This is a genomic window from Micromonospora fulviviridis (assembly GCF_014648395.1).
Classification (GTDB): Bacteria; Actinomycetota; Actinomycetes; order Mycobacteriales; family Micromonosporaceae; genus Micromonospora; species Micromonospora fulviviridis.
Genome location: NZ_BMRA01000014.1, coordinates 86,967 through 112,835 on the forward strand (window position 1 = coordinate 86,967; position 25,869 = coordinate 112,835).

General features: G+C 73.3%; 20 protein-coding genes. 13 read left to right on the plus strand and 7 right to left on the minus strand.

Features of this window, described 5'->3' with window-relative positions; translation table 11 throughout:
* Window positions 1–7: 7 nt before the first annotated feature.
* Complete coding sequence (locus tag IEY96_RS29025; RefSeq protein ID WP_189197989.1) at window positions 8–940, plus strand: rhomboid family intramembrane serine protease; 933 nt, start codon at window positions 8–10, stop codon at window positions 938–940.
* A 73-nt stretch (window positions 941–1,013) separates the two neighbouring features.
* Window positions 1,014–1,709 carry an AMIN-like domain-containing (lipo)protein gene (locus IEY96_RS29030; protein WP_189197990.1) on the plus strand — a complete coding sequence of 232 codons (696 nt, stop codon included), beginning with the start codon at window positions 1,014–1,016 and terminating at the stop codon, window positions 1,707–1,709.
* Between the two features lie 60 nt (window positions 1,710–1,769).
* On the opposite strand, the gene IEY96_RS29035 is transcribed toward IEY96_RS29030, so the two are convergent.
* The 3 genes from IEY96_RS29035 to IEY96_RS29045 form a co-directional block, all read right to left on the minus strand.
* Window positions 1,770–2,045 carry a hypothetical protein gene (locus IEY96_RS29035; RefSeq protein ID WP_189197991.1) on the minus strand — a complete coding sequence of 92 codons (276 nt, stop codon included), beginning with the start codon at window positions 2,043–2,045 and terminating at the stop codon, window positions 1,770–1,772.
* Window positions 2,046–2,092: 47 nt separating this feature from the next.
* The gene (locus IEY96_RS29040) at window positions 2,093–2,524 is read right to left on the minus strand and encodes a RusA family crossover junction endodeoxyribonuclease (RefSeq protein WP_189197992.1); all 432 of its coding nucleotides are present in this window, start codon (window positions 2,522–2,524) and stop codon (window positions 2,093–2,095) included.
* Window positions 2,525–2,706: 182 nt separating this feature from the next.
* Complete coding sequence (locus IEY96_RS29045) at window positions 2,707–3,411, minus strand: VOC family protein (RefSeq protein WP_189197993.1); 705 nt, start codon at window positions 3,409–3,411, stop codon at window positions 2,707–2,709.
* 261 nt (window positions 3,412–3,672) lie between these two features.
* Between IEY96_RS29045 and IEY96_RS29050 the strand changes: the two genes are divergently transcribed.
* From IEY96_RS29050 to IEY96_RS29065, 4 genes are read left to right on the plus strand one after another with little or no spacing between them, the layout of a single operon-like run.
* The gene (locus IEY96_RS29050; protein ID WP_189197994.1) at window positions 3,673–4,956 is read left to right on the plus strand and encodes an ABC transporter substrate-binding protein; all 1,284 of its coding nucleotides are present in this window, start codon (window positions 3,673–3,675) and stop codon (window positions 4,954–4,956) included.
* The gene (locus IEY96_RS29055; RefSeq protein WP_308429955.1) at window positions 4,953–5,954 is read left to right on the plus strand and encodes a carbohydrate ABC transporter permease; all 1,002 of its coding nucleotides are present in this window, start codon (window positions 4,953–4,955) and stop codon (window positions 5,952–5,954) included. Before IEY96_RS29050 ends, IEY96_RS29055 begins: the two co-directional genes overlap by 4 nt.
* Before the next feature lies 1 nt (window position 5,955).
* Window positions 5,956–6,792: a carbohydrate ABC transporter permease gene (locus IEY96_RS29060; RefSeq protein ID WP_091321024.1), complete on the plus strand. Its 837-nt coding sequence runs from the start codon at window positions 5,956–5,958 to the stop codon at window positions 6,790–6,792.
* Between the two features lie 11 nt (window positions 6,793–6,803).
* Window positions 6,804–8,012, plus strand: a complete 1,209-nt coding sequence (locus IEY96_RS29065; protein ID WP_189197995.1) for an ABC transporter ATP-binding protein — start codon at window positions 6,804–6,806, stop codon at window positions 8,010–8,012.
* 50 nt (window positions 8,013–8,062) lie between these two features.
* Here the strand turns inward: IEY96_RS29065 and IEY96_RS29070 are convergent, their stop codons facing one another.
* Window positions 8,063–9,166 (minus strand): winged helix DNA-binding domain-containing protein, encoded by a 1,104-nt coding sequence (locus IEY96_RS29070; protein ID WP_189197996.1) that lies wholly within the window; start codon window positions 9,164–9,166, stop codon window positions 8,063–8,065.
* 114 nt (window positions 9,167–9,280) lie between these two features.
* A complete protein-coding gene (locus tag IEY96_RS29075) occupies window positions 9,281–10,009 on the minus strand; it encodes a YsnF/AvaK domain-containing protein (RefSeq protein ID WP_189197997.1) in 729 nt (242 codons plus the stop codon).
* Between the two features lie 187 nt (window positions 10,010–10,196).
* On the opposite strand from IEY96_RS29075, the gene IEY96_RS29080 reads away from it, so the two are divergent.
* On the plus strand, window positions 10,197–10,592 hold the full coding sequence (locus IEY96_RS29080) for a hypothetical protein (RefSeq protein ID WP_189197998.1): 396 nt from the start codon (window positions 10,197–10,199) through the stop codon (window positions 10,590–10,592).
* Window positions 10,593–10,933: 341 nt separating this feature from the next.
* Window positions 10,934–11,551 (plus strand): NAD(P)H:quinone oxidoreductase, encoded by a 618-nt coding sequence (gene wrbA / locus IEY96_RS29085; protein WP_189197999.1) that lies wholly within the window; start codon window positions 10,934–10,936, stop codon window positions 11,549–11,551.
* Window positions 11,552–11,621: 70 nt separating this feature from the next.
* Here the strand turns inward: wrbA and IEY96_RS29090 are convergent, their stop codons facing one another.
* A complete protein-coding gene (locus tag IEY96_RS29090) occupies window positions 11,622–13,541 on the minus strand; it encodes a chorismate-binding protein (protein WP_189198000.1) in 1,920 nt (639 codons plus the stop codon).
* A 260-nt stretch (window positions 13,542–13,801) separates the two neighbouring features.
* Between IEY96_RS29090 and IEY96_RS29095 the strand changes: the two genes are divergently transcribed.
* The 4 genes from IEY96_RS29095 (at window position 13,802) to IEY96_RS29110 (ending at window position 20,563) form a co-directional block, all read left to right on the plus strand.
* Window positions 13,802–15,205: an FGGY family carbohydrate kinase gene (locus tag IEY96_RS29095; RefSeq protein WP_189198001.1), complete on the plus strand. Its 1,404-nt coding sequence runs from the start codon at window positions 13,802–13,804 to the stop codon at window positions 15,203–15,205.
* Between the two features lie 224 nt (window positions 15,206–15,429).
* Window positions 15,430–17,937, plus strand: a complete 2,508-nt coding sequence (locus IEY96_RS29100) for a sensor histidine kinase (RefSeq protein ID WP_229791954.1) — start codon at window positions 15,430–15,432, stop codon at window positions 17,935–17,937.
* Window positions 17,934–18,356, plus strand: coding sequence for a roadblock/LC7 domain-containing protein (locus tag IEY96_RS29105; protein WP_013287300.1), 423 nt, complete (start codon window positions 17,934–17,936; stop codon window positions 18,354–18,356). Before IEY96_RS29100 ends, IEY96_RS29105 begins: the two co-directional genes overlap by 4 nt.
* A 299-nt stretch (window positions 18,357–18,655) precedes the next feature.
* Entirely contained in the window at window positions 18,656–20,563 is a 1,908-nt protein-coding gene (locus tag IEY96_RS29110) for a zinc ribbon domain-containing protein (RefSeq protein ID WP_189198003.1), read from the plus strand.
* Here IEY96_RS29110 and IEY96_RS29115 read toward each other — a convergent pair.
* Window positions 20,560–22,053 (minus strand): GH1 family beta-glucosidase, encoded by a 1,494-nt coding sequence (locus tag IEY96_RS29115; protein WP_189198004.1) that lies wholly within the window; start codon window positions 22,051–22,053, stop codon window positions 20,560–20,562. The genes IEY96_RS29110 and IEY96_RS29115 overlap by 4 nt on opposite strands.
* Window positions 22,054–22,908: 855 nt before the next feature.
* On the opposite strand from IEY96_RS29115, the gene IEY96_RS29120 reads away from it, so the two are divergent.
* A complete protein-coding gene (locus IEY96_RS29120; protein WP_189198005.1) occupies window positions 22,909–25,806 on the plus strand; it encodes a glycoside hydrolase family 48 protein in 2,898 nt (965 codons plus the stop codon).
* Window positions 25,807–25,869 lie beyond the last annotated feature (63 nt).

The following is a 25,869-nucleotide window of genomic DNA, read 5'->3' on the forward strand; positions in this document are numbered from 1 at the left end:
CATTCGTATGGACATCGTCAGCACCGGGCAGCCGCCCGCCGAGAACGCCGCCAGCACCTGCTACCGGCACCCCAAGCGGGAGACGCTGCTGCGCTGCACCCGCTGCGACCGCCACATCTGTCCCGACTGCATGCGCGAGGCGCCGGTCGGCCACCGCTGCCCGGAGTGCGTCCGGGCGGACAACCGGACCGTCCGGCAGGCCCGCACGGTCTTCGGCGGCCGGCTGGTGGCCCGCCCGCTGGTGACGTACGCGCTGGTCGCCCTCATCCTGCTGGCGTACCTGGTCGAGCTGGTCCACCCGGCCGTCCTCGACCAGTTCGACAGCCTGGGCACCGGGCTGGTCGACGACGCCGGCCAGCGCTACGTCGACGACGGCGTGGCCCGCCCCGGGTACGAGCCGATCGGGGTGGCGCACGGCGAGTGGTACCGCCTCATCACCTCGTCCTTCCTGCACCTGCTGCCCACCCAGGGCGCGCTCGGCTTCCTGCACATCGCGTTCAACCTGTGGTGGCTGTGGGAGCTCGGCCGGGTCATCGAGGAGCGGCTGGGGCACGTCCGGTACCTCGCCGTCTACCTGCTCTCCGCGCTGGGCGGCGGGGTCCTGGGCTTCCTGGTCTCCCCGCACCAGGCCGCGGTCGGCGCGTCCGGCGCGGTGTACGGCCTGGCCGGCTGCTACGTGGTGCTCACCCGGCGGCTGCACCACCATCCGATCGACCCGCAGCGGGTGCTCATCCCGTTCGTGATCTGGATGGTGCTCTCCGCCGGCTGGACCTCCTGGGAGGGCCACCTGGGCGGCCTGCTGGTCGGCGGCGTGGTCGGCCTCGGGCTCGCGTACGCCCCGGCGAAGCGGCGGAACGCCGTGCAGGTGGCGGTCACCGTGGCCGTCGCCGTGCTCCTCGTCGCGCTGGTCGTGGTGAAGTCGCTCGCCCTCGCCGGCTGACCCCGCCGAGCGCCCGCGGCGGGGCGGACGAACGGCCCTGGTGGACGGGCGCGGCCCGGCGTGACACTGAGCCATGACACCTCAGCGCGTACCACTGCTCGCCAGCCTGGTCGTGCTGTTCGCGGCGGCCTGCACGACGACGACCGACCACGACGGCGCGGCCCCGACGACCGCGCCGGCGCCGCCGCCCGGCGCGACCTCCGCCGCGACCACGCCCGCCACCACTCCGGCCGCGCCCACCACCGGCGCACCCGTCGGGGGCTCCTGGCGGGTGACCTACGGTTGGGCGGTCCTCGCGACGCCCGCCCGGGTGACCCACCAGGTCCGGGTGCCGGTCACCCCGGCGCCGGGGGAGCCGTTGCCCGTCCTGGTCGAGGTGCGCGTCGGCGACCACCCGGCCGAGGGCTTCAGCCGGATCACCTTCGCCTTCCGCGGCCCGACGCCCTCCTACCAGGTCGGCTACGTCCCGCAGGTGGTGACCGAGGGCCGGGGCGCGCCCGTCGAGCTGCCCGGCACGGCCTACCTGTCGGTGCGGTTCGACCCGGCGCAGGCGCACGACGCCCGCGGCGCCGCCACGGCCGACGTGCCGCCGTCGCGGATCGGCTACCCGACCCTGCGCGGCTGGGCCGCGGCCGGCGACTTCGAGGGGCGCCTCAGCTTCGGGCTCGGGCTCCGGCCGCCGGCGGGCGGGACGCTGCCGGTGCGGCTGGGCGAGTCCACCCGCCCCGACGGCACCCACGTCGTCGCGGTCGACGTGCGACGCGGCTGACCGGCCCGCGCGGACCGACCGCGCCGGCCCGGTGGCCGGCGCGGTCGGGGTGCGGGTGGGTCAGCCGACCTCGCCGCGGACGATGGCCACCGCGACCCGGCAGAACTCGTCCATGTCCGGCTGGAAGCCGGCGGCGATGTCCGGGTGCAGCCCGGCGCGGGTCTCGTCGAGCAGCCGACGGCAGACCTCCTCGACCGGCTCACCCGCGTAGCTGGCGCGGACCCGGTCGGCGGCCGCCTGCAGGGCCGAGGTCAGCTGATCCTCAAGCGGGCCGCGCAGCTTCTGCTGCACAGGATCGAGCCCGCTCGGATCGAGCGTGACATGTGGCTCCGACATCGGCGCTCCCTTCGTCGGCGACCGCGGTACCCCACCGCGATCGTCGGTCAAACCATCCTCGGTGCGGCCGCCACCCGGACCTGGTACGAGAAGTCCTCGGCGGGCTCCTCGACGTAGGACAGCCGGCGGATCTGCCGGTCGTCGGACCAGAGGGCGACGTCGACCAGCACCCCGAGGTGGGCCAGGCCGATGTTCGCCACCCGCTTCTTGTCCTGGAGCACCGCGCAGACACCGCCCACCAGGGTGCTGGCGTCGGAGGTGCGGTGCCCGGGCGGGCAGCGCAGGGTCACGTCCACCTCGATCGGACCGTCGAGCGGGGTCCACCCGGTGCGCTGGGCCGCCGTGCAGGCGGCCTGGAGCAGGGTGCGGACCCTCGCCGCCTGCCGGTGGCCGGCGGCGAAGATGGACAGGGCCTCGGTCTTGACCGGGGGCAGGCCGCTCACCTCGAACGTCAGGGCGAGAGCGCGGGTGTCCTGCACGACGGCACCTCCTCGTGGGAATCCTGCCCAACCGGTGGAACCGCAGAAGGGAGTTCGCGCGAGAACCAACCGATCGGACGGGCTGGGGTCGGCCGGAGGCGTATCGACTTCGACGGCGACGCGCTGGCTGCGGAGCTACGAAAACGCTAGTCGACCCGGCGGACGCTGGGTAGCCTCGCCGTTCACTGGGTGGGACGCGGGCGGAAGGCGCAGAACTCGTTCCCCTCCGGGTCGGCCAGCACCCACCAGGACGTCGCCGGGGTGGGCTCGCGCAAGAGGGTGGCCCCGGCCGCGATCAGTGCGGTGACCTCCGTGCCGGTCAGCTCGACGTCCCAGTGCACCCGGTTCTTCACCTGCTTGCGCTCCGGCACCGGGTCGAAGACCCAGTGGTCCCACGGGAAGCCGGCCGCGCCGACCACCGAGGCGGCGCCCTCGGGGGTGGTCTCCACCCGGCCGCCGACCACCCGCGCCCACCAGGCGGCCTGGGCGTCCGGGTCGGCGCTGTCCACGACCAGTTCGAAGACGCCGGGCCGGGCGTCCTCGCGCGGCGGGAACGCGCAGAACTGGTTGCCCTCCGGGTCGGCCAGCACCCACCAGCTGATCTCCGCGTCCGGCTCGCGGACCAGGCGCGCGCCGGCGGCCAGCAGCGGGGCCGGTTCCGGACCGGTGAGCCGCAGGTCGAGGTGGACGCGGGTCTTGCCGGTCCGCGGCTCGGGCACCGTGTTGACCCAGATCGACTCGGCGGCGGAGGCGGCGCCGCGGGGGTCGATCCGGGCGTCGCCGTCGCCGGTGTCGACCAGGTTGCCGTCGAGGATGGCGGCCCAGAAGCCGCCGAGGCGGTGGGCGTCGGCGGCGTCCAGGCAGAGGTCCTTGAAGCGTGCGATCATCCGGCCATCATGCCGGCCGGGTCGGACGTCCACCCGAGCGCGAGCGCGGGCCGGGTGCGGCCGGTCGCGGTGATCCGCCCCGCGACCGCGGCTGTCGTATCCGTCTCGTGACCGCCAGGTTTCGCAGCGTCGCAGGCCGGGCACTGTCTGCCGCACGAAACGTCCCGGGCGCGGGCCGACCGGCCGGCGCTCCGACCGTCTCGCCGTGCGCCGGGGCACGGGTGACCTCCCCGGCTCTTCGCCGAAGAAAGGGGGAGGGCGATGACGACGGACCCCGACCCGGCCGCGCGGCGGCCGGCCCGGCGTGCGGCGGCGGCAGCCGCCGCACTCGCGTTGGTGGCCCCGCTGGCCGCCTGCGGTTCCGGCGGCGACGGTGGCCCGCCCACGATCAACCTGTACTACCCGCCCGAGCAGAACCTGCAGAAGGTGGTCGACGACTGCAACGCGCAGGCCCAGGGGCGCTACCAGATCGTCTACCGGGTCCTGCCGCGGCAGGCCGACGACCAGCGGGTGCAGATGGTGCGGCGGCTCGCGGCGCAGGACAGCGGGATGGACGTGCTCGGCCTCGACGTCACCTGGACGCAGGAGTTCGCCAGTGCCCACTGGATCCGGGAGTGGACCGGCCAGGACAAGGCCGAGGCGGAGCAGGGCACGCTCGCCGGCCCGCTGGACACCGCCCGCTACGAGGACAAGCTCTACGCGGCGCCGAAGAACACCAACGTGCAGCTCCTCTGGTACCGCAGCGACCTGGTCCAGGAGCCGCCGAAGACCTGGGACGAGATGATCTCCGCCGCCCAGCAGCTCAAGCAGCAGGGCAAGCCGTACCAGGTGCTCACCATGGGGGCCCAGTACGAGGGCCTCGTCGTCCTCTACAACACCCTGGCCGAGAGCGCGGGCGGGAAGATCCTGAGCGACGACGGCAAGCAGGCCGTCATGGACGAGGGCACCGTCAAGGCGCTCGACCAGCTCAAGAAGTTCGCCACGTCGGGCGTGACGTCGCCGTCGTTCAGCAACGCCACCGAGGACCCGGTCCGGCTGGAGTTCCAGTCCGGCGGTGGCGCCTTCGAGGTCAACTGGCCCTTCGTCTACCCGGCGATGCAGGAGGCGGCCCCGGATCTGGCGAAGAAGGTCAAGTGGGCGCGGATGCCCGGCATCGACGCGAACACCCCGAGCAAGGTCACCATCGGCGGGGTCAACATGGCGGTCAGCGCCTACTCGAAGCACCCGACGGAGTCCTTCGAGGCGGCGAAGTGCATCCGCAACGCCGAGCACCAGAAGTTCTCCGCGGTCAACGACGGGGTGCCGCCCACCATCGAGTCGGTCTACGCCGACCCGGAGATGGACAAGGCGTACCCCATGAAGGACACCATCCTGGAGGAGCTGAAGGAGCCGGCGGTCCGGCCGCTGACCCCGGCGTACCAGAGCATCTCCACGGTCATGTCGGCGATTCTGTCGCCGCCGTCGGCCATCCGGCCCGAGCAGACCGCTAACGAGCTGCGCGACGCGATCGCCGACGCGCTGGAGTCGAAGGGGGTGCTGCCGTGAGTGTGAACGCCACTCCCGCCGGCGCGGACGTCGCCGCCGACGAGACCGCCACCCGGGGCGGCGGCCGGCACGCGGCCGTCCCGACCCAGCGGGCCGGCCGCCGGGCCCGGGCCCCGCTGAGCGAGAACAAGCGCGCCGAGCGGCGCCTCGGCTGGCTGCTCTGCGCGCCGGCCGCGCTGGTCATGGTGCTGGTCACGGCCTACCCGATCCTCTACTCGGTCTGGTTGTCGCTCCAGCGCTTCGACCTGCGCTTCCCGGACCAGCGCGAGTTCATCGGGCTGGAGAACTACGTGACCGTGCTGACCAACCAGTTCTGGTGGACGGCGTTCGGGGTGACCGCGCTGATCACCGTGGTCACCGTCGCCGTCGAACTGGTGCTCGGCATGGGCCTGGCGCTGATCATGCACCGGACGCTGGTCGGCCGGGGCATCGTCCGCACCGCGGCGCTCATCCCGTACGGCATCGTCACCGTGGTCGCCGCCTTCTCCTGGCGGTACGCCTGGACGCCCGGCACCGGCTACCTGGCCAACCTGTTCGACGGCAGTGCCCCGCTGACCGAGCGGGCCAGCTCGCTGGCGATCATCATGCTGGCCGAGATCTGGAAGACCACCCCGTTCATGGCGCTGCTGCTCATGGCCGGGCTGGCGCTGGTGCCGGAGGACCTGCTCAAGGCCGCCTCCACCGACGGCGCGACGGCCTGGCAGCGGTTCACCAAGGTGATGCTGCCGGTCATGAAGCCGGCCATCCTGGTCGCCCTGCTGTTCCGCACCCTGGACGCGTTCCGGGTGTTCGACAACATCTTCGTGCTCACCGCCGGCGGCAATGAGACCTCGTCGGTGTCGATGCTCGCCTACAACAACCTGATCCGGGGGTTGAACCTCGGCATCGGCTCCACGATGTCGGTGCTGATCTTCCTCACCGTGGCGATCATCGCGTTCGTGTTCGTGAAGCTGTTCGGCACCGCTGCCCCCGGCAGCGACGACGGGGAGAGGCGCTGACATGGCAGTCGAAACCACCACGCGGGCGAAGGTGCGCTGGGGCCTGCTGGACGTCATCGTCGTCGTCTTCGCGCTGGTCCCGGTGCTCTGGATCGCCTCGCTGTCGTTCAAGACCCCGGCCACCCTCACCGACGGGAAGTTCTGGCCCCGGGAGTGGACGCTGGACAACTACCGGACGATCTTCGACACCGACCAGTTCGTCCGGGCCCTGGTCAACTCCATCGGCATCGCGCTGATCGCCACCCTGATCGCGGTGGTGCTGGGCGCGATGGCCGCGTACGCGATTTCCCGGCTGGACTTCCCCGGCAAGAAGCTGCTGGTCGGGGTGTCCCTGCTGATCGCCATGTTCCCGCAGGTGTCGCTGGTGTCGCCGCTGTTCGAGATCGAGCGGCAGCTCGGCCTCTTCGACACCTGGCCGGGGCTGATCCTGCCGTACATCACGTTCGCCCTGCCGCTGGCGATCTACACGCTCTCGGCGTTCTTCAAGCAGATCCCGTGGGACCTGGAGAAGGCGGCGAAGATGGACGGCGCCACCCAGGGCCAGGCGTTCCGGCGGGTGATCGCCCCGCTGGCGGCGCCGGGGCTGTTCACCACGGCCATCCTGGTCTTCATCTTCTGCTGGAACGACTTCCTCTTCGCCATCACGCTCACCTCGACCGAGCGGGCCCGTACGGTCCCGGTGGCGCTGTCGTTCTTCACCGGCGAGTCGCAGTTCGAGGACCCCACCGGGGCGATCTGCGCCGCCGCCGTGGTGATCACCATTCCGATCATCCTGTTCGTGCTCTTCTTCCAGCGCCGCATCGTCTCCGGCCTGACCTCCGGCGCAGTCAAGGGATAGGTGGTGTTGTCATGGCTGACATCGTGCTGGACAAGGTGAGCAAGCGGTTCCCGGATGGGACGACCGCGGTGCGGGGCGTCGACCTGGAGATCGCCGACGGCGAGTTCGTCATCCTGGTCGGCCCCTCCGGCTGCGGGAAGTCCACCACCCTGAACATGATCGCGGGGCTGGAGGACATCAGCTCCGGGGAGCTGCGCATCGCGGGGCAGCGGGTCAACGACAAGGCGCCCCGGGACCGCGACATCGCCATGGTCTTCCAGTCCTACGCGCTCTACCCGAACATGACGGTGCGGGAGAACATGGCCTTCCCGCTTCGGCTGGCGAAGCTGGACAAGGAGTCCATCCACCAGAAGGTGGAGGAGGCGGCGAAGGTCCTGGAGCTGACGCCGCTGCTGGACCGCAAGCCGGCCAACCTCTCCGGCGGGCAGCGGCAGCGGGTGGCCATGGGCCGGGCGATCGTCCGCCAGCCCAAGGCGTTCCTCATGGACGAGCCGCTGTCCAACCTGGATGCGAAGCTGCGGGTGCAGATGCGCACCGTGGTGTCCCGGCTGCAGAAGCAGCTCGGCACCACCACGGTCTACGTGACCCACGACCAGACCGAGGCCATGACCCTCGGCGACCGCGTGGTGATCATGCGGGGCGGCGCGGTGCAGCAGGTCGGCCCGCCGCAGGAGCTCTACGACCACCCGCGCAACCTCTTCGTCGCCGGCTTCATCGGCTCACCGTCGATGAACTTCCTGCACGCCGCCGTCGAGGACGGTCACTTGCGTACGGCGCTGGGCGACGTGCCGATCGGGGACCGGGTACGCCGGCAGCTCGACGGCGCCGACGCCCCGCGCGAGCTGATCCTCGGCATCCGTCCGGAGCACTTCGAGGACGCCGCGCTGATCGACGACGAGACCCGCCGCCGGGGCCTGGAGTTCGACGCGCCGGTCGACATCGTCGAGTCGATGGGCTCGGACAAGTACGTCTACTTCACGGTCGAGGGGGAGCGGGCCAGCGCCGCCGAGCTGGAGGAGCTGGCCGCCGACGCGGGCGCCGCCGACTTCACCGGGACCGGGTCGAGCCTGGTCACCCGGCTGTCGGCGGAGTCGCCGGTGCGCGAGGGCGAGTCGCGGCGGGTCTGGTTCAACCTGGAGAAGATCCACCTCTTCGACCCGTCCACCGGCCGGAACCTCACGCTGCACGAGGGGCGGGCGTCCGGCGCGCTGGCCGACTGAACGGCACCGGGTCCGGGCCGGTGGGCGGCGCCCACCGGCCCGGCCGCGTGTCACCAGGTCAGCCGCAGCGGCAGGCCGAGGAAGTCGGCGTAGCCGTTGAGGGCCGACTCGACGCCGGCCCGCAGCGCGGCGTCGAAGGGCTCCAGCGGCTGCACGGTCACGGTGACCACCTGCTTGCCCACGCTGCGCTTCCAGGTGCCGACCACCCGGCCGCCGCGCACCACCGTGGCCTGGAAGATCCCGTTGTTGCCGGGGACGACGGCGTTCGCGTGCGCGGGATCGAGCATCAGCGTGCGGTCCTTGTAGCCCAGCAGGTACTCGTCGAAGCCGGGCAGGGTGTGCACGGTGTCGACCGGGGCCCGGGGCGCGTCGAGCAGGGCGGCGTCGACCACCGCCGGCACCCCGTCGACCTCGACCGGGGCGAGCGCGTCGCCGGCCGCCGCGATGCCCCGGGTGGCGTCGGTCACGGTGAGCCCGGTCCACCGGGCCAGCTCGTGCCGGGTCACCGGGCCGTGGCCGCGGACGTAGCGGTGGGCGAGCACGCCCAGCGACTCGTCGCGCTCGGGGTGGCGCGGGTCCGGCGCCCACTCGTCCAGCAGCGCGAACGTCTGCTCGGTGCCGACGTGCGGGGCGATGCAGGTGACGCCACGTTGACTGGCGTACCAGAGCAGGTGGTAGCCGCGCTGGCCGGTGGTGTCCAGGCCGGCGGCGCGCAGCGTGGCCAGGCACTCGGCCCGGGTGAGCCGGCCCCCGCCCGCGAGGGCCTCGCCCAGCGCGTCGGCGGCACGGTCCACGTCGGCCTCGCTCAGGCCCAGTTGGGCCCGCCGCGTGGCCGCGCCGGCCAGCACCCGCACGCCGGTCACCGCCAGCATCCACCGCGCGTCCCGGGGCGGCACCAGGTGCACCGTGCCGCGCATCGGCCAGGTGCGCAGCGCCTCGCGCCGCTCCAGCGCCGCCCGCACGTCGTCCTGCGTCCGGCCGGGCAGGCGTACGCCGAGCGACCAGAGGCCGCTCGCCGCGTCCTGGGCCTGCATGGCGCCGAACCACTCGACCACCTCGGCCACGCTCTCCGGGCGCGCGGTGGGGTGCGGGCGCAGCAGCAGGCTGGTCATCCGCAGCGCCAGCGCCTCGGCGCCGGTGAGACGTACGGTCACGCGGTGGCCTCCCGTCGACGTGGACGGTCAGCATAGGTCGGCGGTGCGACGTTCCCGGCGGACGGACGACCGGACGGGCGGGCCGTGGCCCACCCGCCCGGGATGCGCCTCGCGTCAGCGGTTGCGGCGTGCCCGCTCCGGCACGTCGGCGTCCACCAGCTCCCGGCGGACCTGCGCGTTGACCGGCTGCTCCTCGACGACCTCGTCCTTGTTCAGCCGGACCCGCTCGACCGGGACCTGCTCCTTGGCGACCACCGGGTGCTCGGCGCGCAGCTCCATCTCGCGCTGCTCCTCGCCGATGCCGGCCCGGACGGCGTCCCGGTCGGCCTCGCTGATCGGCTCGTGGACGACGGTCACCTCGTCGTGCTCGACCGGCACGCTCGTCTGGACATTCTCGGTGACCACGCGCTTGCTCAGCCGTGCCGCGCCGGCCGGCTCGCTCTGGGTGCCGACCCGCAGCCGCTCCTCGGAGCGGACCACCTCCGGAGCGCCCGGCATCCGCTGCGGCGCCGGCCCGGCCTGCTCCCCGAGCTGGTAGTGCTGATAGAGCTGGGCGAGCTGCTCGGTGCTGAGCGGCTGGGCGGTGCCGGTCTCCACACTCGGCGCGCTGCGCACGGTGGCCTTGTCGTACGGCACCTGGAGCCGCCCGTCCTGCTGCATCCGGGCCGCCTCCAGCGGTGCCATCGACTCGTGGTGGCCCATCACGCCGGTCTTCACGCTGACCCAGGTCGCCTCGCCGCTGGGATCGGCCCAGACCTGGCCCACGCTGCCGATCTTCGCGCCCGAGCGGTCCTGGACGTCCTGCCCGTACAGCGAGCGGACCTGCTGCTCCGTGAGTCGCATGGTTCGTCCTTCCTCTCGTGGGTCACGACGTGGATCCCCGGCAGCGCGCCCGGCATTCCGCAGAACCCGGACGAATAGGAGGAGGGGTAGCAACGGTGCCGGAAACGACCCCGGGTGCGAGGCATGAGTGCCGCCGGAGCGGGGATGCCCCGCCGGAAACCGATGCGAGGAATGCGAGGTGTGCGTGATGACAGCGTCCAGTGAACCGGCCCGGGGCGCCGGACGGGCCACCACCGCCCGGCCGGCGGGCACGGCCGGCGGTGCGAAGACCAGCGCCGCGGCGACCTTCTCGCTGGTGTTCGGCGTGGCGGCCCTGCTCAGCGTGCTCACCGCGATCCTGGCCTCGGTCGGGCTGCTGCTGGGGATCATCGGGCTCATCCTGGGCGTCTTCGGGCTGCGGATGAGCCGGCGGCCCGGCGTCACCGGGCGCGGGGTGGCGATCGGTGGTCTGGTGCTCAGCGCCCTGGCGGTGCTGATCGGGCTGGCCCTCGCCGCCGGCATCAGCACCTTCATCAACAACGAGCAGGCGGTGAACCGGTTGGAGAAGCGGGTGACCGACCTGCGGGACAAGCTCAACGACTGAGCCGGGCCGGTGCCCCTGATCGCGCTACGCCAGCCACGTTGCCGGCGGAGCGCGATCCCCCGTTCAGGTGCCCGGTGCGGGGCGGCGGCGGTACGCCGGCACCGGTGGCATCAGGATCCCCGGGCGCCGGGACCCGGGGAAGCGGTTTCCATCGGAACTTGCGCAAATCTTGAGCGGCGGCAAGGTATCGACCCCGCTCGTTCGGCGGGTAGGTCCCCGTACCCCCGGCTCGTCGGGTGCCGGAAGCCCTCCGGCGCCCGGCCGGTCCGCGCCCGGCGTTTGCTCTCGCAAGCAACGGGTAGTCGCCGGAGCTGACCCTGACACCGAGGAGGAATCGTCTGATGGATGGCCAGGTCAAGGCCGCGGTGATCTACTACAGCGCGACCGGCATCACCTACCAGATGGCGCAGGCGGCGTGCGAGGCCGCCGGCGAGGCCGGCGCCGAGGTACGCCTGCGCAAGGTACGTGAGCTGGCGCCGGACGAGGCGATCCGCTCGAACTCGGGCTGGCAGGCGCACCGGCTGGAGACCCAGGACGTGATGGAGGCGCAGCCGGACGACCTCTCCTGGGCCGACGTGGTGATCATGGGCTCGCCCACCCGCTACGGCATGATCGCCGCCCAGCTCAAACAGTTCATCGACACCACCGGCCCACTCTGGGCCCAGGGCGCGCTGGCCAACAAGGTCTACAGCGGCTTCACCTCGACCGCCACCTCGCACGGCGGCCAGGAGGCCACGCTGCTCTCGCTCTACACGATCTTCTACCACTGGGGCGGCATCGTCGTGACCCCCGGCTACACCGACCCCAGCCAGTTCGTCGCCGGCAACCCGTACGGCGCCTCGCACACCAGCAACAACGGCGAGATCGCCCCGGACCACCTGGCCCTCGGGGCCACCGCGCTGACCGCCAAGCGGGCCGTGCAGATGGGCGCGGCGTTCAAGAAGGGCATGGCCGGCTGACCCCGGACCCGTGGTGACCGGTGGCGGGACGAGGGCTCTCGGCTCGCCCCACCACCGGTCGCCTCCCGCCCTACCCCCGATCGGCCGGACCATGCCCGGTCAGCGCGGGATGGGCCAGCAGATGCCCGAGCAGGTCCGCCAGGACCGCCATGCCGTCCCGGCTGAGCACGGACTCCGGGTGGAACTGCACGCCGGCGAAGCCCGGCCCACGCAGCGCGTGCACCGCCCCGTCCGCCGGGTCACGGGACAGCTCCACCGGGCCGTACCCGGTGGCGACCCGGTCCGCTTCGGCGCGGGCGGTGAAACTGGAGTAGAAGCCGACCCGACGGGTCACCCCGAACACCGGCACGTCCCGCGGCAACCCCTGGTAGGGCGCGTCGCGGCGGTGCAGCGGCAGCCCGAGCAGCCCGGCCAGGAGCTGGTGGCCGAGGCAGACCGCCAGGGTCGGGCGGCCGGCCGCGAGCAGCCCCGCCAGCAGGGCCCGCATGCTCGCCATCTTCGGCTCGGCGAGGTCGTTCGGGTCGCCCGGGCCCGGGCCCACCACCACGAGGTCGTACCCGTCGACCGGGCCGGCCCGGTGCCAGTCCCGCCGGGTCACCGCCAGGCCGAGCGCGCCGAGCTGGTGGGCGAGCATCCCGGTGAAGGTGTCCTCACCGTCCACGATCAACGCGCGCCGGCCGGCCAGCCCGGGCAGCGCGGTCGCCCCCGGGACCCGCTGGTCCAGCCAGAACCGGGCCAGCGGGGTGTTGCGGGCGGCCAGCGCGGCGCGCACCTCGGGGTCGTCGGCGTACCGGAGCGCGGGCCCGGCGTCACGGGCCGGGGCGTCCGGGCCGAGGCCGAGCGCGGCCAGCACCCCGGCCGCCTTGGCGTGCGTCTCGGCCACCTCGCCCGCGGCCGTGGAGTGCCGCACCAGGGTCGCCCCGACCGGCACCCGCAGCTCGCCCGCGGGGGACAGCTCGGCGGTGCGGATCAGGATCGGCGCGTCGAGGGTCTGCCGGCCCTGCTCGTCGCGGCCGAGGAGGGCGAGCACCCCGGCGTAGTAGCGCCGGCCGGTCCGCTCGTGGCGGGCGATCACCCGGCAGGCGTTCTCCATCGGGCTGCCGGTGACCGTGGGCGCGAACATGGTCTCCCGCAGTACCTCCCGGACGTCCGACGAACCCCGCCCGGCCAGCAGGTACTCGGTGTGCGCGAGGTGCGCCATCTCCTTCAGGTACGGCCCGACCACCTGGCCGCCGTGCTCGGCGACCGTGGCCATCATCTTCAGCTCCTCGTCGAGCACCATGTACAGCTCCTCGACCTCCTTCGGGTCGTCGAGGAAGCGCAGCAGCGCGTCCCGGTCGGCCGCCGCGCCGGTGTGCCGGAAGGTGCCGCTGATCGGGTTCATCATGACCAGGCCGTCGTCCACGCTGACGTGCCGTTCCGGGCTCGCCCCGACCAGGATCCGGGTGCCGGTGTGCACCACGAACGTCCAGTACGCGCCCCGCTCGCGCAGCAGCAGCCGGCGCAGCGCGGCCAGGGCGGCCACCAGCGGCGGGCCCTGCACACCGGCCCGCAGGGTGCGGTGGATGACGAAGTTGGCGCCCTCGCCCCGGCCGATCTCGTCGGTCAGCACCCGGCCGACGGTGTCCGCGTACTCGGCGTCGGAGATGTCGAAGGCGGCGTCGCGGGTCACCACCGGCGCGTCGGGCAGTGCGGCCAGCACCTCGTCGAGCGGGAGCCGCCGGTGCTCGGAGATCACCAGGCACTCCAGCGGCAGGCCGTCGTCCACGCAGGCGAAGCCGCGCTCGGCGATCTGCCGGTACGGGACCAGGGCCAGCGTGCGTGGCCCGGGGGCGTCGTCGGGCAGCGGGATGTCGGCGAGCCGGTCGACGGTGCGTACCGGACCGGCGAACAGGTCGACGTGGTCGGCGCCCTCGCGGCGGACGAGCGCGAACGGGCCGGGGTCGCGGCCGGCCGCGACGGCGGCCAGCGGGTCGTGCGGGCGGGTCATCGGGTCTCCTCGGTGGGCCGGAGGCCGCCGGTGGGGCGGCCCCGGGGTGCCGGGAAGAGACCGGCGGCCGCCTCGTGGGGCGGCCGCGTGGGGAAAGCTACGCGCGGGAGTGGGCCGCCGGGTCGGCGGGCCACCAGCAGGACAGGTGCGCGGGCATGGCGATCACTGTACGCGAGCGGGCCGCGGCGGGGAACCCGATCGCCGCGCCGGCCGGCGGATCTTGGCTTCGGCGCCCCTCCCGACGGGTAGGTTGACCCGCGATGGACATTCTCGCTCTGGACCTGGGCACCTCCTCGGTGCGCGGGCTCGTGCTGGACGCGGACGCCGTCCCGCGCCCCGGCGCGCTGGCCCGCCGCAAGGTGCACCTCACGGCCGGCGACGACGGCAGCGGCACGCTGGACGGCCCCCGCTACCTGGCCTGCCTCACGGAGTGCCTGGACGAGCTGGCCGCCGGCGGGCACCTGCGCGACGTGGAACTGGTGGCCACCTCCGCGCAGTGGCACTCGGTGCTGCCGCTGGGCGCCGACGGCGCGCCGCTCGGCCCGGTGCTCACCTGGATGGACACCCGGCCGCAGGCCCCCGCCGGCGCCCCCGGCCCGACCGACCCGGACGCGTTCCACGAGCGCACCGGCGGCTGGTGGCACCGCTGCTACTGGACCATGCGGCTGCCCTGGCTGCGGGCGCACTGCGGCACCCCCGTCGCCCGCTTCAGCGGGCTGGTCGAGTACGTCCTCGGCGTGCTGCTCGACGAGGCGCCGATGTCCGTGTCGATGGCCTCCGGCACCGGGCTGCTCGACCTGCGCCGGCTGGAGTGGGACGCCGAGGCGTGCGAGCTGGCCGGCGTACGCCCCGAGGACCTTCCGGCGCTGGCCCCGCAGCGGTGGCGCGGCCGGCTCCGCGTCGAGCACGCCCAGCGCTGGCCGCAGCTCGCCGACGCCCGCTGGGCCGCACCGATCGGCGACGGCGCGGCGTCCAACGTGGGCTCCGGCTGTGTCGACCCGTCCCGCGCCGCGATCACCGTCGGCACCTCCGCCGCGGTACGCCTCCTCCAGGCGGTGCCGGCCGGGGCGCCGCTGCCGCCCCTGCCCGAGCAGCTCTGGCGCTACCGGGTCGACCACGAGCACGTGGTGACCGGGGCTGCGTACTCCAGCGGGGGGAACCTGTTCGCCTGGGCGTCCCGCGAGCTGCGGCTGCCGCCCGGCGCCGACCTGGAGGCCGCGCTGACCCGGGCCGGCGCGAACCTGACCCTGCGCGCCAACCCGCGGCTCGGCGGGGACCGGCCGCCCGGGGCCGCCCCGGCCGGTTCCGGGGAGCTGCGCGGCCTGAGCTTCGGCACCACCGCCGTCGACATCCTCGCCGTGCTGATGACCGAGCTGTGCCGGCTCATGGCCGACGACCTGGCCCTGGTGGAGGCCGGCGCGAGCGGGCCGGCCGAGGTGGTGCTGGGCGGCGGCGCGATGGCCGCCTCGGCCTGGTGGCGGGGGGCGTTCGTCGACGCGCTGGCCCCGCGCACGGTGCGCTACCAGCGCAACCCGGAGATCGGGGCCACCGGGGCCGCGCTGGTCGCGCTCGGCCGGGTCGCCGACGCGGCGCACGTGGCCGGCATCGGCCGGACGGACGACCGGAACGCGCCGAACACCGTAGGCGGCCGCCCGCCGCGCTGACCTTCCTGGTCGTGCGGCCGGCCGACCGTTTGACACCGCCCGCCGGCCTGGTTGGATGGACTTCCGCTCCCCGTTCGGGTGGAGCCGAGTGGGACCGAGGAGGAACGTTGGGCGCAGGTCCCGACCCGGCTCGCGGAACGGCGCCGCAGTCGCGCCGGAGCCCGTCCGAGGACCGGGTGGCGCCGCACCGGCGGCGCTCGCGCTTCCGGTTGCGGGACTGGCGGATGCGCACCAAGCTCGCCACCGTGCTGGTGCTGCCCTCGGTGGCGTTCCTGGTGCTCGCCGGCGTGCAGACCCGCGGGCTGGTGGGGCAGACCACCGCGCTGAGCGACTTCGCCCAGCAGGTCGGCATCGGCCGGCAGATCAGCACGGCGGTGGACCGCCTCCAGCAGGAGCGGGACCGCTCCGCCGGGGAGCTGGCCGCGCTGCGCAAGGCCGGCGGCGGCGCCGACCGGGACGCCGCGGTCGCCGCGCTCAAGCCGCTCCAGGACGCCTCCGACCGGGCGGTGACCGAGCTGCGCGCCGCGGCCGAGCCCCTCGCCGACGCCGATGCCGCCTGGCGGGTGGCCTATTCCGAGGTGTTGGAGGCATACGACCAGGTCGTCTACATCCGCGCCGCCGTGGCGCCGGCGGTGCTCTCCAGCGACACCGTGCTGAGCAACTACCACCGGGCCATCGCGGCCCTGCTCAACCTGCTGGCCGAGCCGTCGCCCGGCGACCGCCAGCGGGCGCTGACCAACGCGGTGCTGCGGTACGTGCAGCTCTCCCGGGTCAAGGAGCTGTCCTCGCGGATCCGGGCCGAGCTCTACGCCGCCGCCCGGGCCGGCCGGTACGAGGTGGACGACCAGGTCTCCCTGACCGACCTGCGGGCCCAGCAGCTCACCGCGCTGGGCGCGTTCCGGGTGGCGGCGACCGCCGACCAGGTCCGCCGCTACGACCAGACCTCGGTCGACCCGGCGTTCGTCTCGGCCGCCCGGCTCGAGGAGCAGACCCTGCCCAGCGGGACCGCCGAGCCGGCGCTGCTGCCCGCGACGCAGTGGTGGGCGGCCAGCGAGCAGCGGCAGGAGCTGCTGCGCCAGCTCGAGAGCGAGGTCCTCGACGACGCCGTACGCCAGGCCGACGACGCCAGCGCCCGGCAGCTGCGGGACACCCTGCTGGTGGTCGGCGGCATCGTCGGCGTGCTCCTGGTGGCGGTGCTGATCTCGCTGCTGGTCGGCCGGTCGGTGGCCCGCTCGATGCGGCTGCTGCGCGGCCAGGCGCTGCGGATCGCGCAGGTGGAGCTGCCGCACACCCTGGACCGGCTGCGCGCGGTCGACCGCCCGGTGGGCGTGATCGACGTGCCGCCGGCGGTGGTCGACTCGCAGGACGAGATCGGCGAGCTGGCCGAGGCGTTCGTGGCGGTGCACCGCAGCGCCGTCGACGTGGCGGTCGAGCAGGCGATGATGCGGCGCAACGTCAACGCCATGTTCGTCAACCTGGCCCGGCGCAGCCAGGTGCTGGTCGAGCGGCAGCTCGAACTTCTCGACGAGCTGGAACGCGAGGAGAGCGACCCGGACCAGCTGGAGAACCTGTTCAAGCTCGACCACCTGGCCGCCCGCATGCGCCGCAACGACGAGAGCCTGCTGGTGCTCGCCGGCACCGAGTCCAGCCGGCGGTGGAACCGGCCGGTCGGCCTCGGCGCGGTGCTGCTGGCGGCCAGCGCGGAGATCGAGCAGTACCAGCGGGTGCGCCACGACTCCCGGTCCGACCTGCACGTCGTCGGGCACGCGGTGGGTGACCTGGTGCACCTCTTCGCCGAGCTGCTGGAGAACGCCACCGCCTTCTCCCGGCCGGACACGGTGGTGCGGGTGGTCGCCGGGGCCGAGGGCCCGGGCGCGTACGTGGAGATCGTCGACCAGGGGCTGGGGATGAGCCCGGCCGCGCTGGCCGAGGCGAACGCGGTGCTGGCCGAGCCGCCGGCGGCCGACGTGGCGGCCTCCGAGCGGATGGGCCTGTTCGTGGTGAGCCACCTGGGTGCCCGGCACGGCGTGCGGGTGCGGCTGCGGGGCGGCCACGAGGGCCTGGTGGCCCGGGTCCGGATCCCGGCCGAGCTGCTGGCCGCCGCGCCCCCGCCCGCGCTGGACCAGCCGGCCGCGCCGCGGATGCTGACCAGCCAGGTGGCCGCCGCGTCCCGCCTGGCGCCAGACGCCGGCCCGCTCCGCGCGGCGACCGCCGAGCTGCCGGTGGCCGGCCGCCGCCCGCTGGCCGCGCCGGCGGAGCTGCCGGTGTCGCCGTTGACGGGGTTGCCGCTCGGCGTGGCGTCGCCCGCCACGGAGTCACCGCTGCCGGGCCGGCCCGTCGCGGCGCCCGACGGTGGGGCGGCCGTGCCGAGGCCGCGCCCGGTGCCGGGCCGGGCCGAGGACGTGCTCGCCCCGGCGGCCGGGTCGCCGGCCGGCGGGGGCTGGTTCAGCCGCCAGGGCCCGTCGTCCGCGGTGCTCGGTGTGACACCACCGCCCGCCACGACGCCGGTCACCGGAGGGACCAACGAGCGGGGCCTGCCGGTACGCGTACCGATGGCCCAGCTCACCGCGGTCACCCGGCCCGCGGGCCCGAACCGGTCCGCGCGCCACGAACCGGACCCGGAGGCGGTCGGCGGCATGCTCTCCCGCTACTACAACGGGGTACGGCGGGCGGAGGCCGAGGAGACCACCGAGATCTACCTGCCGCGCGACGAAGGAGGACGACGACAGTGACGACGTTGAGCCAGGAGGCACGGGACCTGAGCTGGCTGGTGAACGCGTTCGCGGAGCGGGTGCCGGGGGTGGCCCACGCCGTGGTGGTCTCCTCCGACGGCCTGCTCGTGGCGATCTCCGCGCACCTGCCCCGCGACCACGCGGACAAGCTGGCCGCGGTGACCTCGGGGCTGATGAGCATCACGGCCGGCGCGGCGCAGATGTTCGACGGTGACGTCGTGAAGCAGACCGTCGTCGAGATGGGCCGGGGCTACTTCCTGGTCATGCAGATCCGGGACGGCTCGATCCTGGCGACGCTGGCCGGGGCGGACGCCGACATCGGCGTGGTCGGCTACGAGATGGCGCGGCTGGCCAAGCAGGCCGGCGAGATGCTCACCCCGGCGTTGCGGGCGGAACTCCAGCAGGCGCTGCCCCGCTGACGGTGGGGCAGGCCCGGCCGGCGTCGCGCCGGCCGGGCCTGCCCGCCTGAGAGTTGAGTCGTAACTGGTCGAGGCGCTGGTTGTAGATCGCGACGGCGCTGATCAGTTGGTCAGTCTGGTCGATGCGGCGACTGATGTACATGTGAATCGTGGTCGTATGCTGCCGTCTACCGGCACGGCGCTGTGCACGTGGGTGGAGGTGACGGGAAACGTTGACGGCAGAGCGGCCCGGCGCCCGGCGCACGCGGGGCAAGTCGAAGGCGAGGAACTGGCGCCGGGACAAGGACGCTCCGACCGCGGTGATCCGGCTCGAGGTGGACCTGACCGAGACCGGCCGCCGGCGCCGGGTGTTCGGCATATTCGCCGCCGAGTTCCAACTGCGGCGGGCGTTGCAGCGGCAGGCCCGGGCACGGGTGGACGCGTACTGGGCCGCGCACCAGCTGCGCGCCGAGTGGAGCCCGGCCGAGGCGCGCCGCCGGTTCCGGCTGTCCCGGACCGCGTTTGAGCAGGCCGCATACCAGCACCTCGACGAGTCGGTGTGGCTGCGCCACCATTTGACCAAAGCCTTGGCGATGCACTTGGCCGACGAGGTCTGGGAGACGGTCGACCGGCACCTGTTCGCCGACGCCACCGGCCACCGGCATGGCCGGCCGAGGGTCGGCACCTGGTGGGATTCGACCCGGATCCCCGGCCGGGCGCGTTCGCACACGAAGCCGCACACGTGGGAGACGTTCCGGCTGGTCGGCTCCCTCGATGGGCACCGCATGGCGTTCCCGCCCCATGATCCGGAATCCGCGTTGTCGCAGCCGACTGTCCTGCAAGCACCGGAACGACCCGCCGACTCCGCCGGCTGGTGGGCGTACGACGGGCCGCTGGCGGTGGTATTCACCGGGTGCGGTCAAGACCTGGTCCTGCCGGTCCGGCTGCCGCAGGGTGCCGGACAGCAGAGCCGTCTGGACCACTTTCTCGGCCGACCCGACCAATGGCACAAGATCGACCTCGTGCGAATCGAGGACCCGAAAGCGCCCGGCGGGTGGCGCGTCTACGCCCACTTGATGATCCTCGACCAGGGCTGGACGAGTCCGGCGGTCGCCACCCGGCGGGCGGCCGCACCGCGGGACCGGGTCGGCGGGGTGGACGGTAACGTGTCCAATCTCTCGGTCGTCTCGATGCCTGCCGACCCCGGCGTCCCTGGCGGCCTCGTCGCTGGCCAGGTGACCGTCATCCCGAACCAGCGCGCCGCGGCGGAAAAGGCCACAGTCACCGCCCGCCGCCGGCAGCGGGCCCTGGACCGGTCCCGCCGCAACAGCAACCCCTACCAGTACCGGCTGTCTGTCCGGCAGCAGAAGCGCGCCGCCCGGCGCGCAGGCGCCGGCCTGCCGGCGAGGAGCGTCGACCTCCCCGGCGGCGCCCGCATATCGGACGCGGCCGGTAGGCCGAGGCAGGCGTACCGCCGCGACACCCTTTCCACCACCTACCGGCGCACCCGCGGCCAGCACGCCGCCGACAGTCGCTCCGCGTCGCAGGCGAGACACGCCCGGGCCCGCGACACCGCCCGCAGCATTGTCGCCGTGCACGGCCCGCACCTAGTCGTCGAGCACACCGACATTCGCGCCTGGGCGCGGCTGTGGGGCCGCGGCATCGCCCTGTTCTCGCCGGGCATGCTCATTACCGCGCTGAGAGCCGAGTGCGCGGTGGCCGGTGGCCGGCTGCTACGGGCCGGAACCCGGCAGACGGCGCTGTCGCAGCAGTGCCCGTGTGGCCGCCGGGAGAAGAAACCCCTCGGCCAGCGCACTCATACCTGCCCGGTCTGCCGGCTGGCCGGGGATAGGGACTTGGTCGCCGCGGCGATGGCCGCCTGCGTCCGTCTCACCCACCCCGACCAGCCGGCAACCGCTTACATCGATGAAGACTTCCGGGCCGCGCTGGCGGCACGGGTGCAAGGGCAGCAAGAGGCCCTGGCCCGGTCAACCGTGACCACCCTGCCCCGGCTCCACCGCCGTGGCACGGCAGGTGCGGCAGCCACCACCCTGGTGGCCTCTGCCGGACGAAAGACCCGACCACGGGACACCCCTGATGAGAACGAGCACCTGGTACGCCGGGTGCCACGGCCACGCAGGACCACCCAACCCAAGCAGCCGCACCTGCCTTCGGGCGCAGCTGGGCCGGGCCGTGAGCCGCAACAGCCGTTGCGGCTCAACTCTTAGAGCCCGTTGCGGCGGATCACGTCGCGGTACCAGTGGGCGCTGCGCTTGAGCACCCGGCGCTGGGTCGGGTAGTCCACGTAGACCAAGCCCCAGCGCTGCTCGTAGCCCTCGGCCCACTCGAAGTTGTCCAGCAGCGACCAGACGTGGTAGCTCTCCAGCGGCACGCCGTCCCGGATGGCCCGGTGGGCGGCGGCGAAGTGGTCGCGGAGGAAGTCGATCCGCGCGCTGTCGTCGACGGTGCCGTCCGCGGCGAGGGTGTCGGGGCAGGGCAGGCCGTTCTCGGTGATGGTGATCGGCACTCGGCCGTAGTCCCGGGTGACCCGGGTCAGGATGTCGTACATCCCCTCGGGGTAGATCTGCTGCCACTCCGCCTCGGAGGTCGGCCACCTGCGGACCGTGTCGCCCTGGCCGGTGACGTAGATCGGCGTGTAGTACTGCACCGCGAGCAGGTCGACCGGGCTGGAGATGATCTTCAGGTCGCCGTCCCGCACGCCGCGGACCATCCGGCTCTCGGCGCCCAGGTCGGCCAGCACGTCCTCCGGGTACGCGCCCTTGAAGATCGAGTCCAGGTAGAGCCGGTTCTCGTAGCCGTCGTACAGCCGGGTCGCGGTGGCCGCCTCGGCGGTGTCGTCGGCGGGGTAGCAGGGGTGCAGGTTGAGCGCCGGCCCGATCCGCCCCTCGACGCCTGCGGCGCGCAGCGCGCGGACGGCGAGGCCGTGGGCGAGCTGGAGGTGGTGGGCGACCAGGTACGCCGCCGCCGGGTCCTGCCGGCCGGGCGCGTGGTGCCCCCAGAGGTAGCCGTTCTGCACCACGGTCTTCGGCTCGTTGACGGTCAGCCAGACCGGCACCCGGTCGCCGAGGGCGCGGAACACGGCGTCGGCGTAGTCGGCGAAGCGCTCGGCGGTGTCCCGGTTCTCCCAGCCGCCGGCGTCCTGGAGGGCCTGGGGGAGGTCCCAGTGGAAGAGGGTGGCCATCGGCGCGATGCCCCGCTCGTGCAGCCCGTCCACCAGTCGCCGGTAGAAGTCCAGGCCGCGCTGGTTGGGCCGGCCGGACCCGTCGGCCTGGATGCGCGGCCAGGAGATGGAGAACCGGTAGCTGCGCAGCCCGAGGTCGCGCATGAGGTCGAGGTCCTCGGCGTACCGGTGGTAGTGGTCGGCCGCCACGTCGCCGGTGTCGCCGTTGCGGGTGCGGCCCGGGGTGTGGCTGAAGGTGTCCCAGACGGATTCGCCCCGCCCGTCCTCCTTGGCCGCCCCCTCGATCTGGTAGGCCGAGGTGGCCGCGCCCCAGCTGAAGCCGGTCGGGAAGCGCAGCGCGCCGTCGGGGTCGGCGTCGCCGTCGTGATCGGGTGTGCCGTCGCAGCCGGCGACGGCGGTGGTGGACGCGACGGTCCCGGCCGCGGCGGCGCCGACCAGCCCGGTCCGGGCCGCGCCGGCGGCGGTCGCGGAGAGGGCGGCACGGCGGAGCATGCGCCGTCTGGTGAGTAGCGACATGGGCGTTCTCCTCGGAGTGACTGGCCGCCCTGGGGGCCGGGAGCGCTCCCAGCATAGGCCAGGCGCGGCCGGCCGCGTCCCGCGGGCGGACCGCGGCAGGGGCGCGGCCCGGCCGCCGGGCGGCCGGAGGTGTGGGTGGGCGGGGTGTCGCTCGGGGGCGGGGGCGAGCGGCGAGGGTGGGGCAGATAGCGAAGAAGGCCGTCCGGGCGGCGCGTCGCGCCTGTCCCGTCGGCCTCTTTTCCCGTCGACAACGGGGGTTTAGTGTGGGGACGGGGGAGGGCAACCCCCGTCCCCACCTGTGATGCACACACGCACGTGTGGAATTGGCGTCCGGTCGTGCGTGTCGCGCGGGAGCCGGGCCACGCGAGTGGCTCTGGTTCCACCTCCCTCCATGTCGGTGGGTGGATGGCTGACGGCGGCGTCCGGGCTGGCCCGCCGTCAGCCGATGGGGCTGGCGCACCGGGCACACGAGGTCCCCGGCGATCTTGTACTTGCATCTCCGTCGATGGAAGCGCTCCCATCGGCGATGCTTGCGACTGTAACGCCCGTCACGGGTTTGTGAAACCCCCTGAACGAGATCGAAACATTGGCGTGCGTGTCTGTCCTGGCCGTTGTGATGGGAGCGCTTCCATGGCACACTCTCAACCGCGACGCGGAGCCAGCTCGCGTGAGTGAGGGCCGCCGAGGGCACCCGGTAGCACCGGTGCGGCGCCCCGATCCCCCCGGCACGGCCGGGTCGACCACCTTTCCGGGCGCCTCCGTCCCCCCGCGTCCGTCCTCATCGACGCGTGGAGGCGCCCCGCCGGGGCTCCGCGTCCCGGCCCGGTCCGAGGAGACACCGCGCACATGAGACTCATGGCCAGACGTCGCCGGACGGCGATGCTCGCCGCCACCGCCCTCGCCATCGGCGGGGTGGCCCTGCCGGCGGGCGCCGCGCAGGCCGCCCCCGCCTGCGACGTGACCTATGCGACGAACGACTGGGGCACGGGCTTCACCGCCAACGTGACCATCAAGAACCTGGGTGACGCGGTCACCAACTGGACGCTCAGGTTCGCCTTCCCGAACAGCACCCAGAAGCTGACCCAGGGCTGGTCGGCCAAGTGGGGCCAGTCCGGCAGCGAGGTGACCGCCACCAACGAGTCGTGGAACGGCAACCTCGGCACGGGCGCCTCCACCACCATCGGCTTCAACGGCGCCTACTCGGGCAGCAACCCGAAGCCGACCGCGTTCACCCTCAATGGCGTCACCTGCAACGGCACCCCGGCCAACCAGCCGCCGACGGTCTCGCTCGGCGTGCCGGCCGGGCCCTTCGAGGCGCCCGCCGACGTGCCGCTGACGGCCACCGCCAGCGACCCGGACGGCACCATCAGCAAGGTCGAGTTCTACCGCAACGGCCTGCTCGTCAACACCGACACCAGCGCCCCCTACGGCTACACGCTGGAGGACCTGCCGGCGGGCAGCTACACCGTGCAGGCCAAGGCGTACGACAACGCCAACGGCATCGGGGTGGCCGAGAAGTCGTTCACCGTCAACCCGGCGTCCGGCCCGGTGCTGGTGGCCACCCCGTCGGGCGTGAGCGTCAACGAGGGCGGCACGTCGTCGGTGAAGTTCACCCTCAGCGCCGCCCCGACCGCCAACGTCCCGGTGACCCTCGCCGTCGCCGGCGACAGCGACGTGACCGTGTCGCCCTCGACGCTGACCCTGACCCCGAGCAACTGGAACACCGGGGTCAGCGCCACCGTCGCGGCCGCGGAGGACGCCGACACCACCGGCGGCACCGCCACGATCACCGCCTCGGCCACCGGCTACGCCCCCGTCGTGGTCACCGCCACCGAGATCGACAACGACACCCCGGGCGGGGACAACGCGTACATCAAGAAGTTCCTCGACCAGTACGGCAAGATCAAGAACTCGGGCTACTTCAGCGCCGAGGGCGTGCCGTACCACTCCGTCGAGACGCTCATCGTCGAGGCGCCCGACCACGGCCACGAGACCACCTCGGAGGCGTTCAGCTTCTGGCTCTGGCTGGAGGCGCAGTACGGCCGGGTCACCCAGAACTGGGCCCCGTTCAACAACGCATGGACGGTGATGGAGAAGTACATCATCCCGTCGCACGCCGACCAGCCCACCGCCGGCGCCCCGGGCACCCCCCAGTACGCCGCCGAGCACAACCTGCCCAGCCAGTACCCGTCGGCGCTGGAGCCGAACGTCCCGGTCGGCCAGGACCCGCTCCGCTCGGAACTCCAGTCCACGTACGGCACCGGCGACATCTACGGCATGCACTGGCTGCTCGACGTCGACAACACCTACGGCTACGGCCACTGCGGCGACGGCACCACCCGTCCCGCCTACATCAACACCTTCCAGCGCGGCACCCAGGAGTCGGTCTGGGAGACCGTGCCCCAGCCGTCCTGCGACACCTTCAAGCACGGCGGCCAGTACGGCTACCTCGACCTGTTCGTCAAGGAGTCCAACGCCCCGGCCAAGCAGTGGAAGTACACCAACGCCCCGGACGCCGACGCCCGCGCCGTGCAGGCCGCGTACTGGGCGCTGACCTGGGCCAAGGCGCAGGGCAGGCAGGCCGACGTCGCGGCCACCGTGGCGAAGGCCGCCAAGATGGGTGACTACCTGCGCTACGCCATGTTCGACAAGTACTTCAAGAAGATCGGCAACTGCGTCGGCGCGTCCACCTGCCCGGCCGGCAGCGGCCGCGACTCGGCGCACTACCTGCTCTCCTGGTACTACGCCTGGGGCGGCGCCTACGACACGTCGCAGAACTGGTCCTGGCGGATCGGCTCCAGCCACAACCACTTCGGCTACCAGAACCCGTTCGCGGCCTGGGCGCTGACCAATGTCGACGAGCTCAAGCCCAGGTCGCCGACCGCGGTCTCCGACTGGCAGAAGAGCCTCGACCGGCAGCTGGAGTTCTACACCTGGCTCCAGTCCGCCGAGGGCGGCATCGCCGGCGGCGCCACCAACAGCTGGGACGGCAGCTACGCCCAGCCGCCGGCCGGCACCGCCACCTTCTACGGCATGTACTACGACGTCGACCCGGTCTACAACGACCCGCCGTCCAACCAGTGGTTCGGCATGCAGGCCTGGTCGATGCAGCGGATCGCCGAGCTGTACCTGCAGACCGGCAACGCCAAGGCCAAGGCGCTGCTGGACAAGTGGGTGCCGTGGGCGATCGCCAACACCACGGTGGGCGCCAACTGGTCGATCCCCTCGGACATGAAGTGGACCGGCCAGCCCGCCAACTGGAACCCGACGAGCCCGCAGCCGAACACCAACCTGCACGTCGAGGTGACGGTGAAGGGCCAGGACGTCGGCGTCGCCGCCGCCTACGCCCGGACCCTCATCGCGTACGCGGCCAAGTCCGGCAACGCGGCGGCCAAGACCACCGCCAAGGGCCTGCTGGACGCGCTGTCGGCCGCCGCCGACGCCAAGGGCGTCTCGATGCCGGAGAAGCGCGGCGACTACAAGCGCTTCGACGACGTCTACAACGCGGCCGACGGCCAGGGCCTCTACGTCCCCTCCGGCTGGACCGGGAAGATGCCCAACGGCGACGCGATCGCCGCCGGCAAGAGCTTCCTGGACATCCGCTCGTTCTACAAGAACGACCCGGACTGGCCGAAGGTGCAGGCGTACCTCAACGGCGGCGCGGAGCCGGTCTTCAACTACCACCGGTTCTGGGCCCAGGCCGACGTCGCCATGGCGTACGCCGACTACGGCACCTACTTCCCGGCGGGCTGAGATGACCACTCCGTCGCGGGCGGGTCAGGCCCGCCCGCGACGGAGGCCGACCCGGGCCGAAGG